General features: G+C 40.8%; 9 protein-coding genes and 1 pseudogene. 3 read left to right on the forward strand and 7 right to left on the reverse strand.

Translation table 11 applies throughout. The features are described 5' to 3' along the window. Positions 1-133 precede the first annotated feature (133 nt). Both QGP82_RS21280 and QGP82_RS21285 read left to right on the forward strand, forming a co-directional pair. Complete coding sequence (locus tag QGP82_RS21280; RefSeq protein WP_499060936.1) at positions 134-535, forward strand: DEAD/DEAH box helicase; 402 nt, start codon at positions 134-136, stop codon at positions 533-535. A gap of 127 nt (positions 536-662) precedes the next feature. Continuing rightward, positions 663-1,217, forward strand: a pseudogene (locus tag QGP82_RS21285) (DNA ligase-associated DEXH box helicase); the annotation flags it as partial. Positions 1,218-1,264: 47 nt separating this feature from the next. On the opposite strand, the gene QGP82_RS21290 reads toward QGP82_RS21285, so the two are convergent. Continuing rightward, entirely contained in the window at positions 1,265-1,750 is a 486-nt protein-coding gene (locus QGP82_RS21290) for a hypothetical protein (protein ID WP_499060937.1), read from the reverse strand. 1,326 nt (positions 1,751-3,076) lie between these two features. Between QGP82_RS21290 and QGP82_RS21295 the strand changes: the two genes are divergently transcribed. Beyond that, positions 3,077-3,340 (forward strand): metallophosphoesterase, encoded by a 264-nt coding sequence (locus QGP82_RS21295; RefSeq protein ID WP_163665148.1) that lies wholly within the window; start codon positions 3,077-3,079, stop codon positions 3,338-3,340. Positions 3,341-3,711: 371 nt separating this feature from the next. Here QGP82_RS21295 and QGP82_RS21300 read toward each other — a convergent pair whose 3' ends face one another. From QGP82_RS21300 to QGP82_RS21325, 6 genes are all read right to left on the reverse strand, one after another. Continuing rightward, complete coding sequence (locus QGP82_RS21300) at positions 3,712-6,447, reverse strand: response regulator (RefSeq protein WP_499060938.1); 2,736 nt, start codon at positions 6,445-6,447, stop codon at positions 3,712-3,714. Positions 6,448-6,567: 120 nt separating this feature from the next. Continuing rightward, positions 6,568-9,351 carry a response regulator gene (locus QGP82_RS21305; RefSeq protein WP_499060939.1) on the reverse strand — a complete coding sequence of 928 codons (2,784 nt, stop codon included), beginning with the start codon at positions 9,349-9,351 and terminating at the stop codon, positions 6,568-6,570. A gap of 118 nt (positions 9,352-9,469) precedes the next feature. Further along, positions 9,470-9,793, reverse strand: a complete 324-nt coding sequence (locus tag QGP82_RS21310; protein WP_163665154.1) for an STAS domain-containing protein — start codon at positions 9,791-9,793, stop codon at positions 9,470-9,472. 141 nt (positions 9,794-9,934) lie between these two features. After that, positions 9,935-12,328, reverse strand: coding sequence for a glycosyltransferase family 2 protein (locus QGP82_RS21315; RefSeq protein WP_163665156.1), 2,394 nt, complete (start codon positions 12,326-12,328; stop codon positions 9,935-9,937). A 307-nt stretch (positions 12,329-12,635) separates the two neighbouring features. Then, the gene (locus QGP82_RS21320) at positions 12,636-14,267 is read right to left on the reverse strand and encodes a glycoside hydrolase family 9 protein (protein WP_499060940.1); all 1,632 of its coding nucleotides are present in this window, start codon (positions 14,265-14,267) and stop codon (positions 12,636-12,638) included. Positions 14,268-14,625: 358 nt separating this feature from the next. Beyond that, positions 14,626-17,583: a response regulator gene (locus tag QGP82_RS21325; RefSeq protein ID WP_499060941.1), complete on the reverse strand. Its 2,958-nt coding sequence runs from the start codon at positions 17,581-17,583 to the stop codon at positions 14,626-14,628. Positions 17,584-18,245 lie beyond the last annotated feature (662 nt).

Raw genomic sequence — 18,245 nt, forward strand, 5'->3', positions numbered from 1 at the left:
TCACAGGGGTACTTAATTGAAATTCTAATCAATGCAGCGGATTCTCTGGTCAGACCTTGGATACGGGGGCTGGAAACCCTTCTCTCCTCAGAGCAAGTCGCCATTAATTTGGGCAAAACTTAGGTAAGTATCCATGGCAATTACCCTATCGCCAATTTTGGCCTGGTTCAAACTCCAGAAATGGAAACCCTTACCCTTTCAAAAAGAAACCTGGGAAGCTTACCTGACAGGCAAAAGTGGTCTGATTCAAGTACCTACTGGCTCCGGTAAAACCTATGCAGCCGTCATGGAACCCATTGCCGACATGCTGGTTAATCCTGGTTACGGCCTACAGCTACTCTACATCACACCCCTACGAGCTCTATCTCGCGACATTGAACAAGCCATCCAAAAGCCGATTACAGCAATGGGCTGGCCACTCCAGGTAGAGTCTCGCACTGGGAATACTAAAGAATCCCAGAAGGAGCGACAAAAGAAGAAACTGCATGAGATTTTGATTACTACACCTGAGTCTCTATCGGTGCCGCTGTCCTAAAAAGGGGCGCGTCAGCGATTTGGTAACTTACGGACCGTGATTTTGGATGAGTGGCATGAACTAAGGACAACATCTCTATGCATTCCCCTTTGAGGGAAGATTTGCTCATGAGGGCTTAGGATTTCTATGGACCCATCGTTTTGCCCAATATAAAAAAGCGACATTCACCGTCTTTGCCAATGATTACGGTTTTGAAATATTAGCTCCCAAAGGATATTCTTTTGAGTCTATCTTTCAAAACCACCAGGCTCATTTCTTTAACTTGAATAATATTGTTAAAGACATTCGAGCCAGTCTCAACATTTCAGAGTTGACCCAGCGACGCTTTCGCAGTATTGCTCAGGTGTCTAATCTGATCTTTCAAGGATATCCATCATCCCGTAAAACCGGTAGCCAACTCCAAGTCAGTGCTTCCTTAATTTACGAGGTTTTTTCTAAATACGAGGCAGATAACTTACTGCTACTCCAGGCAGAGAGGGAAGTCCTAGAACAACAACTAGAGATAGAACGTCTGAGTATAGCTTTGGCACGGCTACAGACGTTTAAGGTGGTGTGGAAAACTACACAACGACCTTCACCCTTAGCATTTCCTTTGTTAGTAGAGCATCTTAGCGCACGCCTATCTAATGAGAGTTTGCTTGAGCGTATAGAACGTTTGAAAGATCAACTTGCTAATAAATAACTATTTTTGAGAGTATGTAGTTTAGTGGATAAGCGTTAGACTTGAACCTAGAAAGTATGGTCGTGCTCGTAATCAATACATTCACCATCTCTCCACTCACGAAAGCTTGTCTCACATTGCTCTTGATCATATTTGAAAGGCACGACGGTAGGATGGATTACGTCTGATGATTTATTCAGACTAGATGCATTACGTTGATTATTGATAGCTAATATGCGTTGACTGTAAGCTAGACCAAAGATAGTTGCACAACCGAGAAGTGAAATAATAAGAAGAATAACTCTAGGGAGTACCTGAAAGTCTCTGTCAGCAAGCAGACGTTTTTTTGAACGGAGTTCTTTACCTGCAAAAAGAACAAGATAAATGCCTTTTCCAGGGAAAGGAATTGACAAACGTACATTGATGGCATGATTTCTTTTAGGTAAAGATAGAGCAGATCGATGAAGGGCTTCAATCTGATATTCGCTAAATAAGCATTGTTCTTCTGGTAATAACTGCTCTATAATTCGCTGCATCAGAGCATGTTTTTGCATTGTCATTTAAGTGTATATGATGATTAGCAAATGAAAATTGATGGGAGAAAACATTCGTTGATAGATAGCAACCTGATATATAGAAAGCTCTATAGCTGTGATTAAGCATAAACTAGAAAAAACGTAGATGCACTAACCTGAGTTTATTCATTGGTTCACTAAATAAGATATCTGTTTTGCCGAACATTGAGATGGGAAAAAACAACCAGATCTACAACAAATTGCTTACATGATTCCTCTTAACTTTTGTTGAATAACTAAGTGATCTCCCTAATAAATACAGAGAAATCTCTAGTGGATATATGCTGATTGACCAAGGTTTGATCCAGTATGGTTTGAAACGCACCACCAATATAAGGATAAGGAAATAATCTTTCAAGACTTCTTTTCTCATTCATGTCAGGAATAATAATAAGAGTAAAACCTCAGCTTAAATAATTACTGACAGAGGATTTCATGATGAACTGGGACTCATAAAAAATATAGACGTTTGATTAGATAACAGTAAGCAACAAAAAACATGAAAAAGTCTTGGGACTATTGATAAAGCATGTCTGTGCCCTTGATACTTGAGATAGTTGGCTAAGTGACTTTTCGAAATAGTGTGAATTTTGATATGAAACGATTTTAGGGGTTCTCAAAAAGGTTTGAAATGCTTGTTTAATAAAGCTGTGGATTAGTTTCGTCTCTCTTTTAATTCCGATACAGTCTAAAGGCTTAGAGTGCCCGAATTCGAAATGGCACTGCCTTAAAGTGAATTCAAACGATTACGCTGTTTGCCTGTTGCCTATGCAATTTACCTATGCAATTTGTTTTAGATAGTGTTATTTTAGTGACAGAGTATGAACAGAGAAATCCGAAAACATACGGTTTACTGTAATATTTTATTTTCTTTATAAGGTCTGGCCATTTATATAGCTTTTCAGTTCTTTTAGGCGTGATTTAGACTTGAAAACATCCGGAAATGATGATAAATCCGTATTTTCACTTCCTAAAATGTAAATACAACAGATTTTTGTGGCTTAGTTTACTGAATGACCCTTAGGTTAGTAAAACCACCATATCAATGGAGATTGCACGGACAAATATTTTTGTTAATCCTATCTACCTGTAGTAGTTTAGGATTAATACTGTTGCTGGCACCAGAATACTATGAAGTGTATTCAGTAGGTTGACTAAATATGTCAAATGACATGAAAATCGGGCATCAGGTAGATCTATTACAAGGAGAGACACTGGTATTGTTGGAACGGGCTTTGTATGTGCCTAAATATCATACTTTGCTACCATTCAGATGTGCATTTGGGTAAGGCAGAAACGTTTCAAATGGCCGGGATCCCAGTGGCGCAGCAGGTGAATGGCGAAACATTAAAGCGATTGAGATCGTACTGTAACAAAGTCTGCCCTGAACAATTTTTTGTACTCGGAGATCTATTCCACTCTCGTCAGGGCATGGTGACTGAAATAGAAATTGCCTGGTCTATATTCCTGGAAGAGGTGGATGCTAAAGTTACCCTAATTGTTGGTAATCATGACCGAATAGCGTTAAAGTCTGTTTTTAATATGAACTATATCATCCAGTTCCTCTAGGCAAGCTATTGCTCAGCCATGAGCCCGTTAGCCTGAAGCACCTACCCAAAGGCTACATGAATATTTGTGGCCATACACACCCGGTTGTGTAATTAAAATCTACTACTGATAGTCTGCGGCTGCCCTGCTTTTACCATGAGCATCAGTTCCAACGGCTAACGCTACCCTCTTTTGGTGCATTTACTGGAGGGCATGAGGTTGCTATCGGTAAAGGTCGGACAGCTTATCTAACTGTAGAAGGATGTCTGATTGTGTTAGATGTCCCAGCTTAAAGTTAATGCTTACGCATGTACTCATCAGTGTGTAAAAGATCATATTTTAGCTACCAACAGCAGCATCTAACTCTATTAGCCAGGGGCGCTTAATTGCCTTTATAGACTTGCTAGAGCCGCTTTAAAGTTGGAAAATGCTAAATTTAACTCATCAGATAGCTTTAGATCCACAACTTCCCTTTGTCTACCTGACTTTTCTAACGCTTGACATAGGTTTTGAAGAATTACACCACCCAAAGCTGCACTACTCGATTTTAATGCATGGGCATTTTGTTCTAGTTGTTCAGAATTGCCTGTTTTAATGGCTTGAATGATCTTATCGACTAATGTTGATGCTTCGGTGATAAAAAGTTGTCTAACGGAAGAAAATGCCTCTGACTCTACTCCACCTAATGCGCCTAATGTTGACTCAAGTCTTGTCATATCTAAGGCAAGAGCTTGGTGAGAGGTTTCTAAGGGTTGCACTTGTTTCAATGCCTTTACCAAATCTGGAACATGAATGGGTTTACTGATGTAGTTATTCATTCCAGCATTTAAACACCGCTCACGGTCACCTTTCATTGCATTGGCCGTTAAGGCAATAATATAAGGCCGTTTGTCGACAGACCATTGTTTACAAATTTCAGCGGTCGCTGTCAATCCATCCATCTCAGGCATATGGACATCCATTAGAACGACATCATAGGTTTGCCGTTTCAGGGCATCGATGGCTTCATAACCATTACCGACTAAATCAGGTCGGTAACCCATTTTGCCAAGCCATTGGCGGATCAGTTGCTGATTTACTAGATTGTCCTCTGCAACTAAAATTCGGAGAGGGTGTTTTTGGGCTAGCGTACTATCATATAAATCCGCCTCATTTGTCACCTCAGGTGTCTGTATCTTGACAGGCTGATCGACAAAAACCTGGTTGAGAACGTTATACAAATGAGATTGTTTAATGGGTTTATTGAGGAATGCCTGAAAGTTAGCTTTCTTCAAAGCATTTTCTGCAAGTTCTGGTTTTCCCACAGATGTTAACATTACTAGAGGGAGAGTTTTCCCATAAGGTTTAGTGCGAATCTCATTAGCAAGTGTCAGTCCATCCACTTCCGGCATTTGCATATCAAGAATAGCTACATCAAAGGAATCTTGATGACAACTTAGAATACCCAGGGCTTCATAAGCAGACTGGGCTACTGTTGATTGCATATCCCAAGATTGAGTTTGAAGAGCCAACATTTTACGATTGGTGGCATTATCATCCACAATTAGTACGCGTTTTCCTTTGAGTTGATGTGTTTCAGATTCTACGTCGAGTTCTAAGGAGGGCAGTACTTCAACAACAATCGAAAAAGAAAAGCAAGAACCTTCTCCCACAACACTCGTGACACTCATATTGCCACCCATTAGTTCACAAAGTTGTTTGCTAATAGCAAGTCCTAATCCTGTACCACCGTATTTTCGTGCAGTGGAAGAATCCACTTGACTGAAGGATTTGAAGAGACGGTTCATTTTGTCGGTAGGGATGCCAATACCTGTATCTTGCACATCAAAATGGATGGTTACATAATCCTTTTCGATATCTTGGTCTATATGTGTTTGTGAAGCAGTAGTAAAAGGCTTGGCATGAACTTTGACTAATATTTCTCCTTCGTGGGTAAACTTGATTGCGTTACCCACTAAGTTGACTAAAATTTGGCGTAATCGAGTGACATCACCCACTAGTCGGTCAGGTATACCTGGCTCTGCTAGATAAGCAAGTTCTAAGTTTTTTTCAGCTGCTTTAGTGGCAAGTAAATCTAACGATTCCTCAATACAAGTTCGAAGCTCAAATGGGCACTCTTCCATATCGAGCTTCCCTGACTCAATTTTAGAAAAATCGAGGATGTCATTAATAATAGTGATTAAGGAATTACAACAGTTCCAAATTGTTTCTGAAAAATTTCGTTGTTCCTGGGTGAGATCGGTGTCGAGTAATAGACCAGACATTCCAAGGATGCCATTCATGGGTGTACGGATTTCATGACTCATGTTAGCTAAGAAATCACTTTTTGATTGGGCAGCAGCCAATGCCTCATCACGTGCGATCGCAAGTCCAACTAAATTTTCCTGTAATTGATCAGCCATTTGATTAAGGGCTCGGCTGACCTGACCAATTTCATCCGGATATTTAATTTGAATGCGTTGTTCCAAATTCCCTTCTTCAAAGGATCGGGCAAATTTGTTTAATGCTCGAAGAGGGGTATGTACTTGCCGATGAAATAGTACTATCGTAAGTAGCCCCAATAGCAGACTTACCAATGCCGCTATTTTGACATGGAATAGGACTGCCAAGATGCTTTCTTGACGTAGTCTTTGATGTGAATAGCCCAAGCGAACTTCCCCTAAGGGCTGTTCAAGTGATTCAATGGGAATTTCTACCTGGCGTATTTGGGGTAGAGTACTGAGAGATTGTAAGACACTTAATGTATCACTAGCTTGAGTACCTGACTTATCTATTGTTGATTTGACTAAAGAATTCTTATGGTCGAGGGATTGTGTGATGATCTTGCCTTCTTGATTGATAATTACACTATAAACAATGTCGACATCTTCCGTAGTCTTTTGCATTAATGTCTCTAAGTACAAAAGATCGAGGCTCAAGATTGCTTCTGGAACAACATCGCTAAGAAAATCAGCTTTGCTTTCTACCTGATTACGTAAGCTAGTGATTTGTCGTGCTTGAGTTCGTTGGACTTGGATTAGCCCAAAAACCAGTTGCGTAGTGAGTGCACAAGACCCAGCTATGGTTAAGTAGCGTAATGCTAAACTTTGCCGAAACTGGCGCAAAAGTTTCTTTGCTACTCTTTTCATAATCTAGCAGTCCTTATAATAAAAAATTAGCGTCGCTTACTCTAGAAATAAGTTTTACTTTATGGAGCGGTAAAAAGACCTTTCTGTTGAAGTTTGAAATTAGATGCTGTAAACAGTAAATTACTGTAATGCTGCTAACGCTGTTTTAAACGTCATAAACGTTGAAGTTATTTGCTCAGTGTAACTAGTATCTATTGGGTCTTTGTAGCGACCAGTTTTTTCTAGAGTTTGGCACAACGTTTGAAGACTTACTCCACCAAGTGCTGCACTACTGGATTTTAAGGCGTGAGCAGTATGTTCTAGTTGTTCATGATTATTGGTTTGAATAGCCTCTACAATTTTTGAGACTAAGGCTGATGCTTCACTTATAAATAGTTCTTTAAAGTCTGAAAATGTATCAGACTCTAAACCTCCTAACGCTATTAAGGTGGGTTCCAGTAGGTTTCTGTCTAAGGTAGGAGCACAACTAGAGACTTCTAAAGGTATTACTTTTTTTAGTACAGCAATCAAGTCTGGAACATGAATTGGCTTACTGATGTAGTCATTCATGCCAGCAGCCATACATAGATCGCGATCACCTTTCATGGCGCTGGCGGTTAAGGCAACAATATGAGGCCGGTTAGCTGTAGACCACTGTTCACAAATTTCCTCTGTTGCAGTCAGTCCATCCATTTCAGGCATATGAACATCCATTAGAATGACATCGTAGGGCTGCCGTTTTAAGGCATCGATGGCTTCGTAACCATTGCCGACAATATCCGAACGGTAGCCTAATTTATCAAGCCATTGACGAATAAGTTGTTGATTGACCAGATTATCTTCTGCGACCAATATTCTGAGGGGGTGGCTTTGAGCCAAAGTACTATCTAGTCCAGATTGTTGATCAGATATAGACTTTTGTATTTTGATAGGCTGATCACTAAATACTTGGGCAAGCGCATCATAAAGATGAGATTGTTTAATGGGTTTGTTTAGAAAAGCACTAAATTTAGCTTGATCTAGGGCTTTAGGATCAACCTCAGGTCTACCTAAGGATGTGAGCATGATCAGAGGTAATTTCTTACCATAGGCCTGATCACGAATTTTATGAGCCAGGGTCAGGCCATCGACCTCTGGCATTTGCATATCAAGAATAGCCACATCAAAGGAAGGCTGACAACTTAAGATGCCTAAAGCTTCATAGGCTGACTGGGCAGTGGTGGGTTGCATTTCCCAGGACTGAGTTTGGAGGGTCAAAATCTCACGATTAGTAGCATTATCATCTACAATCAATACCCGTTTGTCTTTAAGTTGATGGGCGATATCAGAGACTTGCTCATTTTCTAGCGTGGGTAGAGCGTCTACTACTATCGAAAACGAGAAACACGATCCCTCTCCAACAACACTAGTTACCATCATTTTGCCACCCATTAGTTCACAGAGTTGTTTGCTAATGCTTAGCCCCAAGCCTGTACCACCATACTGACGAGTAGTAGATGCATCAACCTGACTAAATGATTTGAAAAGACGATCCATTTTATCGGTAGGAATGCCGATTCCTGTATCTTGAATATCAAAATGAAGGGTAACCAGGGATTCTTTACCCTGTGCATGACTGATGTCTTTTAGTTCGATATCTTCTATGGAAGATTGTTGGAGTGGCGTTGTGCGAACTTTAACTAATACTTCACCCTCATGGGTAAATTTCACTGCATTACCAATCAGGTTTACTAAAATCTGGCGTAGACGAGTGACATCCCCTAGGAATCTAGTAGGCGTGGAGGGGTCAGCAATATAGGCAAGTTCCAAACCCTTTTCAGCTGCTCTAGCGGCCAGTAGATCAAGGGACTCCTCAATACAGGTACGTAATTCAAAAGGGCATTCCTCTAGATCAAGCTTGCCGGACTCGATCTTGGAAAAGTCAAGAATATCGTTAATGATAGTAATCAACGAATTGCAACAATTCCAAATTGTTTCTGAAAAATTCCGCTGTTGCTGTGTGAGTTCAGTATCGAGAAGTAACCCGGACATGCCGAGAATCCCATTCATGGGCGTCCGGATCTCATGACTCATATTGGCCAAAAAATTGCTTTTAGATTCTACAGCAGCAAGGGCTTCATCTCGTGCGATCGCAATTTCTCGCTCTCGCCTTTCCAACATTTTTATTTCCAGATCTTTCAGCTGAATCACATGTTCTGAAGTTCGCTTTAACATAGCGTTAAAAGCCGTCATTACCTCTCCCAACTCATCGCGACGCTGTACAGAGAGAGAATAAAAACTAGCGTTTTTTTGCTCTAGCCCTATGCCTTGCTCAGCTGCCAACAGTAGATCATCCCGAAGACGTAAAATCGGTTGAATCACAGCTGGCCCCAAAGCCAACATGGTAGCAATTGTTACAAACAAACAAATTATCAGAACAAAAAAGACCATACGCCAAAAGTAATCTATGACTTCTGGCTGGATATTGGATGCATCCAATCTGGCGATGACAGTATACTCACCCCCTAGCCTATCGGCAGGCCACACTACATCATATCTTTGATCATTATTGCTACGTTGCTGTAGAGGAAGATTTGAGTCTATTTGGCCAAGTTCTAAAGCAGGTGCCTCTCCCACGTGCTTTAGAACTTGGCCATCAAGATCATAAAGAATAATTCCTTTGACCAAAGGGGGCAAAGCAAGATTCCCTTGAGGTATTGCTAAAGGTTGACTCTCACTATTAGCTGCATTGAACCTTGCCCAGGAATGTATAGCAACAAATCCTGTGTCCTCAAGCTGTTGTAGTAGCTCTTTCTCTTTTTTTTGCCAAGATGGAATGACAATCAAGGCTTCAATTAAGACAATACTACTAAATACCCACAAAGCAATGTGTCGGGAAAGACGTGCTTTGAAAGGACTAAGTAGTCTTTGAGGCAGAGATAGCATGGCTAAGCCTGTAGCTAGAGTTATTTTCTCAAGGTCAGCACCGTTTAAATTACCTATCTAAAAAATGAGCGTTTTCTATCTCCCATATTCCTTAAAGAGTGTGGAGTCTCAACTCACCTTAAGCAGCTAAAATCTTTGCTTCAAAGTCCTGTTGATCTATAAAAGTTTTAAATACTCGATCCATTTTTGTGAGTTCAAATAACATTTTGACCTGCTCTGTTAGCCCACAAAGATAAATTTGTTTGCCCCTAGCACGTACGATTTTTAACATAGCAACCATTGCTCCAATACCAGTGCTATTCATAAATGTCACCTGATTCATATCTAACAAAACAATGTCGATACCTTCGTGTAATAAGTCGGTGACTTGAAGCTTAAGCTCGTTAGTTGTAGCACCATCTAGGATGCCTGCGGGCTCAAGTGTTTTAAGATTTGTAGTCATGAGAATCTCCTAGAGATGATGATATAGTTCTAATCAAATTTGTCGAAGGTCGGATGTTGCTACTTGACTTATTCTGCTTTTACACAATAGCCAATGGTGTATTTTGTAAAACCATTGCAAGAACTAGAGCCTAGAAATAGATTAGGAACTTGTCTTAGGTTGCCAATAGGCTGCCCGAATGACGACCCATAATAACGCCAGGTGGTAACAACTCCACCCCACATTGACCAGGTATATTAGGGGATCTGGCCAATGACCCAAGACCAATTGGAGTAGTCCCCAGGCCATACCTGCAATAGTAAGGCCAAAAACAATTAATTGTATGCGTACAAGCTCCCAGAATACGCCAGATTGTCGTTGTTTAGGGGTGACCTTAAATGAGACGTTTTTGCCCGTTAAAACACTCCAGACGGCCTGGATTTGTAGCGGAAAAAGGGCAATGGCATATTGTTCATTACGCCATACTTCTTTTTTAGGGACTTTCCATGCTGCTGCCAACAAATTGAGGCGGTTAATTACATAGGTTGGCACAAAGTGTAATATAAACGCTGGGCCGTAGCTGCTAACAGGACTTAGACCCGTGAAAAATGAAATTATTGGACAGGCTAGAAAGACAATTACAAAGAAACCTGCAAAATAGCTGTACATCGTCTGAAAATATTGCATCCGTTGCCAGAATGTCAGGCCTGACTTGAATAGAGGATTATCTCGTACTAATACCTGTATTGTTCCTTGAGCCCAACGTAACTTTTGGGTTAAAGTTGAGCTAAGATCATCAGGTGCAAGTCCCTCTGCCAAAATTTCATGGTGATAAACGGACTGCCAACCCGCCGAGTGGAGGCGCATAGCTGTGTTCATGTCTTCTGTGATGCTAATGCTAGAGACTCCACCAATCAAATCAAATTCGTCTAAGCGACTTTCATCGGCTATAAAATCATTGGCAAAATGCTGTAAACCCATACTTACCAATGCTTCTCGTCGTAAGATCGCATTGGTTCCGGTATAAAATGCAGCATTCATCCCGTCCTTCCCTTGTTGAATAGGACCATAGAAAAAGTGAGCTTCATGGCCAAAGGGATCGCCTTTAGGTAGGTTGTAAAATGCTTGAGGTGTCTGTACAAAAGCGACTTTATTCAGCTCATAGCGCCCTTGCTCTAAGTTGAATCGGAAAAAATTAGGTAATACCCGCTGCAAAAGTTGTGGTTTAGGAATATGGTCAGCGTCTAGAGTGACAATAAAGTCACCCTGGGTTTCACCGCAGAAAATGGCATGGTTAATATTGCCTGCTTTAGCATGGTGTGGGCGATCTTTAGGTTTGTGTCGTGCGATGTAGCGGCAGCGTGCTAGATCACTTAATGCAGTGGTTTGTTTGTCAATTTGTCCTTCTAGCTTATGAACTTCAGCCTCAAACGTTGATGTGGTACTAGTGTATTCTGGCTGAGTCAGCAATAGAAGTTGTCGTGTGCTTTGTAGGTACCCTTGGCTTTGCCAATATTGATGATCTTGTATAGAACTTTGCGGTACAAATTGCTTGATCATGATCAGGCAGTTACGACCACTGGGTTCACGTACATAAGTCAGGTGATCTGCAAGCTGCTTTAAAATGCTAATGCCTCTTCCCCGTTCTGCATTTTGATCAATCTCATCAGGTAGTTTTTGTAAATGCTTCTCAAAATCAAAGGGGGCACCTTGATCCCAAATACGTATGATAATGTCGCCATTTAGAATAACAAGCTCTAAGTCAATGGGGGTGTCTGGGGGTAAATGTTTATGGGCATGGCTGACTACGTTATCAAACCCCTCACCTAATAAGGTTTGTGCTGCAAACCAATCCTTGTTGGGAATCATGGGCTGTTTCATGGTACTAAACCAATCCATGAGTGATTCCAATTCATTAAAATCGGTTTTTATTTGAATTCTCTGACAACTCAGGGTTTCTTCAATCGATTCTAAATCTTGTTGTAAATACTGTATTTGTTCTAGGCGACTACTTAAATAATAACGTTCAGCTTCTATTTGTTCAGCGGCGAGTTGTAACTTTGGTGATTGCAGATCCTGTATACAAAGTTGTTCTGCCATAGCTCGCATGTCTGGAGAATTACCGTCATCCAGTATGTAAACTCGGAGCTTATTGACAGGATAATCTATTTTTAGTGCTGCCTGTGCTGTTTCTTGAACAATATCAACAGGTTCGCTGTAGCACGTAATAAATATATCAACAGTTGGATAGTCTGTTTTTGATAACGTTGGTGTGAGTTGATCCAGGTTTTTGACCCGTCGCTCAATCGGTCGCCATAACCCAACTAAAAACAGTATGCCTCCCATAAACATATATATTTCAGCTAATACAAGGGGGACTGAAAACCAAAGGGCCTCTGTATTAAGGGATTGGGTTAAGCGCCATTGCAAATACCATGTCCCAACGATTAGATTCACTAAAACCAGGTAACGAAATAGCAAGGTGCGATCGCGCAAGCGCACTTGGATATTGTTCATCAATGGTTTCTGGTCCAGCTGACCAATTAAGCTACTCATCCGTCAATTAAAATAGTTGTAAGTGACTCTTGTTTCTCTAATCCAATTACCTTAGTATTTTCACTGAATCTCAATTTATTGAGTAAGAATAAGACTAATCCTAATCTTCTTGTCAATGGTGATAGAGTATGCTCGCTCAACTAGCAGAGATATTTGTCCTATTGAGTTTTCCCATTAACGAGACTAGATAAACAACATTACTTTGTTGGTACTTAAAACTGTTTTAGGAGCAGAACCATATTATTAGGTAAACTTAATGGATGTTAGATATGAATTGGTAAGTATCAAACCTCCGCACGTCTCATATTTAAGCATTTCCACTAATTAATAAACCAATCAACCCAATCAGCGAAGCATTATAGTCAATGGCATATTCATTGGTTGCATAGGACTTCTCATCATCCAAATAACTCAATATACCTAGACCTTTTGGTGCAATATTATCTTGGGCATCAGAATTGGGACCTCCAACAACTAAACCAGGAATCAGCAATCCTTTAGCCCGAGCAAAAAGATGATTTACATGACGTACAGGGTTTGCCCCAACTCCCGTCACAAACGTCTGATTAAAGGGGTTTCGCCCTAAGAGAAAATGAAGTTGATCCAAAGCAGCATATTGATAGCGTTGCTCCTGGCTGATTTGATACGCATAGGCTAAAGTAATACCTTCTTCTGCGGCCAGTTTATTTGAGCCCCAAATAAAGCGATGGTTGGCTAAACGGTAACCATTATTCTCTACCCTCGTTAGAATCTCATCTGCTTTTGTTAGTAGCTTTTGGTCAATGATTGCATTCAGTTCGGATGAGCTAGGCTGGCGTTTCTGCAGTCTGTAGTCTACTAAAGCTAACGGTGATAGATCTTTCCATTCAAATAGGGTGTAGGTGATTTCTAATAAATGGGTCTCTAAATATTGCTGATACTTTTTGTTGCCAGTGGAAATATATAACTCCACTGCTGCCCAGAAGCGATCATCAAGGTCAGTTTTAAGACTCTCTTCTCGATCAATATCTGAAGCTAAGTATTTCCCAGAACCACTATCATCACCTTCATACCAATCCACTTGCATGGTTGGTTGCCCTTCTAAATACTGCCAGGCTAGGTCTGCGGAAGCCTGATATTGATCGGCCAAGTTGACATCAAATGATTCAAAGACTCGGGCCGCCATGGCCATGGCACCAGCAAGCTTACCTGTTTCAGGGGTAGAAATGCCGTAGATATAGCGGGTTTGAGCATCTTCGTCAGGTGCCATCCCAATGGGCCATTCCGAGCCAGAAAGTTTGCGATAGACAGCCCCATCAGAACGCTGCATTCGTAGCATCCAATCTAGGCCAAATTTCATCTCATCTAAAACATCAGGAATGCCGTTACCGCTTTCTGGAATGGTTAGTTGACCATCCCAAAAGAGACTAGGGTGCTGTTCGTAAAGGCTAAGAATACGAGCGACTGTTGTGGCTGTTGTAGCAACATATTTGCCATAATCTCCTGCATCATGCCATCCTCCCGTAGCATTGATCTTGTCATTGACTTGGTGCAGCGTATCTGCATGAGCTAAGTTATGATCATGCAGGTGACAAGGCGCATGGTATAAACCCGTAATAGGGTCATCTAAAATTACACCACAACGCTGTAGGTAATATGATCTTAGCAGCGATATTAGCGTCGTTTGGTATGCGTTGTCAGAGATACTAAAGGGGGCTGATTCTGCTGAGCCCGCTCGAACTATGTATTTTCCAGGTTGTTGAATATGACTAAAATCAACAGGTTGTAAAACATCTCCACTGAGGCGCTCCGACTGTACTGGCTCAGAGGGATCTAACTCAACAACTTGTTGATTATCTAAGTTTATAAGCTGTATAGGAGTTCCTTTAAGAGGACTCGATATAAAGGCGACTTTAAGCCATTGTGGATAGTATCCCACTTGGTTAAGTAATACTTTCACGGAAGAGTCTGGAGCCTGAGTGTGTCCCTTAAATTGCGGGATACAAGTAGCTAGAAAGACAGCAATAGCTAATGATAGTAGAAGTCTAAAAGTTCGCTTCATAGCTTTTGTAGTAAACTACGTTACCGAGATAATCTTTATTTAAGAAACCTATATCAATCGGATGAAGATATTCATCTGATTTCATTGTCCACAGCCATCGCTATCCAAAGCTTTAGCCGATAATTCATGTGGTGGAAATGAGCACAAAGCTATAACTAAGTTCTTATGGAATCCATTGACTAAATGTTGTAGCTGCACTGCTATTAGATTCCCCAAAACAATTACTTTTTTATCGTTATCATTAATAGGAGTATTTTTAGACCTGAGAAGATTGAGATGCAATATTGTCGTTTTGATCGATGATAGCTTGAAGAAGCGTTATCCCCTCATTAAGAGCTATTTCAAGTTTGATTACAGAGCTGGCCAGGGCAATATTGCCAGCACGACTTTCATTTTCGATATATTGACACAACCGCTGAACTGTTACTAATCCTAATGCTGCACTACTTGACTTTAGGGTGTGGGCTGCATGTTGAATCTGCTGAGCATTTTGTTCATCAATAGCCTCTTTAAAGGCTTTGATTAACTGCGAACTTTCTTTCAGATATATATCGACAAATAATTTTAATTTTTCAGATGCCAAACCACCTAATGGAGCTAGTGTTTGTTCTAAGCGGACTCTATCTAGATCGGTCGTTTTTTCAGCAGTCGTTAGTTCGGCAGATGTTTTCAGAGAGTTATGAGCTAGTGGTTCTTTGATATGTGCAGCCGTACGTCTGTCAATGGGATACTCTTCTAAAGCTTTTATCAGGTTGTCAATATGAATAGGTTTACTGATATAATCATCCATCCCTGCCGCCAGAAACTTCTCTCGATCCCCTATCATAGCATTGGCTGTCACTGCAATAATGTAAGGCTGCTCATTTTCGGACCATGATTGTCGAATCATCTTTGTTGCAGCTAGGCCATCCATTTCTGGCATCTGAATATCCATCAAGATGACGTCGTATGTTTGGCGCTTTAGGCAGTCGAGAACTTCCAATCCATTACTAACCAAATCTGGACGGTATCCCAACTTGGCCAGCCATTGTTTGGCTAGTTGTTGGTTTACCATATTGTCTTCGGCTACTAAAATTCTGCATGGTAACCTTTGTGCCATTGTATTGTCTATCTTGTTATCCTTAGTCAAACCGGAGTGGTAAGTTACTTTACCCGTAATGCCATGGGTCAGGGCATTGTATAGATCATTCTGTCGGCATGGCTTATTTAAAAAAGCAACAATTCCCGCCCGTAAAGCCTTTTCCTTGAGGTCATGAGTACGAATAGATGTGAGCATTACCATTGGTAAGTTAGGACACTGAAGCTTCAGCTTTGGAGCCAACATTAAACCATCTATACCTGGCATTTGCATGTCTAGAATGGCCACATCAAAAGGCTGTTCTATTTGCCCAATTACGCCTAAGGCTTCGTAGCCTGATCGGGCAGGAAATACCTCCATTTTCCATTGCTCTGCTTGATGGGTAAGGATCTTGCGATTAGTGTCATTATCATCCACAAGCAATAACCGTTTACCTTTAAGTTCAACCTTGGGTAGTTCTAGATTATTCTCTGAAATGGACTGGGCTTTGATAGTAAAGAAGAATTTTGATCCCTTATTTAGCTCACTTTCAACCCAGATTTCTCCTCCCATAGCATGGCAAAGACGTTTGCTAATTGCCAGTCCTAGACCAGTGCCTCCATATTTACGTGTAGTGGATGAATCAACTTGCTGAAATGCATCAAAAAGAGACTCGACTCGATCTGCGGGAATTCCAATACCGGTGTCACTTACGCAACAGCGAATAAGATATAAGGGTTGATCAGATGAGTTCACATCTAATATAGGTTCCGCAATAACCCGAATAACAATTTCGCCTTCATGGGTAAATTTGACAGCATTGCCTAATAAATTCACTAGGATTTGGCGCAACCGGGTTACGTCCCCAACTAGGCTCACAGGCATATCCATGTCAATTTGGTAGGCCAATTCTAAGCGCTTTGTTGACGCCTTTGGTGCGACTAGGTCCAGACACTCTTCAATGCAAGATCTTAGATTAAAAGGGCATTCTTCTAAATCTAGCTTGCCAGATTCAATTTTAGAAAAATCAAGAATATCGTTGATAATACGAAGCAGACTATCACCGCTATGACGAATAGTAGAAACAAAACCAACTTGCTGATCATTCAGATCAGTATCTAGTAATAGTCCCGTCATACCAATCACCCCATTCATAGGCGTGCGAATTTCATGGCTCATGGTAGCCAGAAAATCACTTTTTGCCTGTGCAGCTTCTTCAGCCGTTTCCTTTGCTTGTTTGAGAGACTGCTCACGGGTAACTACTTCGTAAGCCATATGCTGAAAAGCACGGGCAAGTTCACCAGGTTCATCTGGTCGTTTAGCAATGGGGTTTAGACTAGTAAATTTCTGTTGCCAGTCGTCTAAAGTGGGAAATTCATTTCCACGAATTTGCTTTGCTAAATGAGTTAGTTTCTTGAGGGGGTGCACCACCTTCTGTTTTAGTAGGCGATTCATAAGGAATATGATGGTGGCCATCATGCCAATAATGACGGCCATGACCAGCTTCAGGTAATGGTAGCCTTGTTCTAGTAAGGTATTAGCAGGTACATAAATAGTTTGAGCAGCAACCACCTCGTTTATTTGCCAGTTATATCCTCGTTGATTACCATAGGTCGCTATCATGCTTTGGGGAGCATCTTCGACACGGCCATGACATTCTAAACAGCTACTTTTTTTTATCGCTAAAGGACGAGCAATATAAAAAAGCTTTTTACCGTCCTGTTCTCGATACCCACTGAGTTCGTCAGGGGCACTATCCTGACGGAAAGTGTTGACTATATCGGTTTCAAACTCATCAGCCTGGTCCCTAGGATTTGATGGATTTAATGTAGCCTCTTTATATAGGAAGTTACTGTACTCAGGAGATTCTCGAAAATGTTCAAATACTTCTCTAGCACCGTATGCAGGTACAGTTTCTCTAATAAACGAGCTAGATTGAGCCAACTGATCAGCTAGTTGAGGTTTGATGCTTTCGCTTGTATAGTTACGCACGGCATTCATGGTCTGAATCATCATGTGTGCTCGTGCTTTGATCTCGACTTTGGCCAGTTGTTGCATTGCATTAGAGAGTGCAATGCCGCTGATGACAGTTCCACCAATAAAAACAATCGTGAAAAAAAGTGTGAACTGTCTATTTAGCGTTTGATTTTTGGCCATTGGTTGACAAATAAGATTTTTATAAGTTCTGATAGATTTGTAATTCAGAGCGATCTTACCTATTGCATTGTTGTGAGGTTAAAGAGTTATGCATCACTTAAAGTAACTTCTTCTGGGGCTAGTAATATTTTCAATTTCACGACTGAAAATATTACTAGCTGTAGGCGAGACGATCTTAAATAATAATGAGTTATCTCCCAGGAGGTTGCCGTGACTATCTCGTAGAGCCACTATATATTCGTATCCACCTAAGGATCTGTTAAGAAACTACTTCATGGTTTAAACCGGAAAGGCTTGTTAAACCGTGATTTAAAGGATCAAAGCCATGATTTTAATTTTTAACAAGTCCTAAGTACAGTTTCGATTAGTCGTCCCCAAAGATAAGCCTGTGAATAAGACCATTAGTCACGTAAGATTTACATTATTCGATAAAAGCAGCAACTTAAGACTTTTTATAGACAATCACCTTTTCGTCTTTAGAACCTTCAGAAAAGTCATTTCTATCTATTTCTATGTATAAAAGTGAAAGAATCTTATCAGTTATAAAAATATAACTTGTTCATGTATGCTAAAGCTGGGTGGTTATTCCCAAATAACGGCAGACTTATAAGTAACATATTGTTTGGAGTGTTCAGTGGTTTAACGGGCCAACCGTAGAACAA

The sequence above is a fragment of the Leptothoe sp. LEGE 181152 genome, from assembly GCF_032906605.1.
In the GTDB taxonomy this organism is placed as follows: domain Bacteria; phylum Cyanobacteriota; class Cyanobacteriia; order Phormidesmidales; family Phormidesmidaceae; genus Leptothoe; species Leptothoe turfae.

Bases quoted from the DNA above. Each gene is read 5' to 3' on its own strand.
- QGP82_RS21310 (WP_163665154.1), bottom strand. From the start codon at position 9,793: ATGACTACAAATCTTAAAACACTTGAGCCCGCAGGCATCCTAGATGGT.
- QGP82_RS21290 (WP_499060937.1), bottom strand. From the start codon at position 1,750: ATGCAAAAACATGCTCTGATGCAGCGAATTATAGAGCAGTTATTACCA.
- QGP82_RS21280 (WP_499060936.1), top strand. From the start codon at position 134: ATGGCAATTACCCTATCGCCAATTTTGGCCTGGTTCAAACTCCAGAAA.
- QGP82_RS21300 (WP_499060938.1), bottom strand. From the start codon at position 6,447: ATGAAAAGAGTAGCAAAGAAACTTTTGCGCCAGTTTCGGCAAAGTTTA.
- QGP82_RS21315 (WP_163665156.1), bottom strand. From the start codon at position 12,328: ATGAGTAGCTTAATTGGTCAGCTGGACCAGAAACCATTGATGAACAAT.
- QGP82_RS21325 (WP_499060941.1), bottom strand. From the start codon at position 17,583: ATGGCCAAAAATCAAACGCTAAATAGACAGTTCACACTTTTTTTCACG.
- QGP82_RS21305 (WP_499060939.1), bottom strand. From the start codon at position 9,351: ATGCTATCTCTGCCTCAAAGACTACTTAGTCCTTTCAAAGCACGTCTT.
- QGP82_RS21295 (WP_163665148.1), top strand. From the start codon at position 3,077: ATGGCCGGGATCCCAGTGGCGCAGCAGGTGAATGGCGAAACATTAAAG.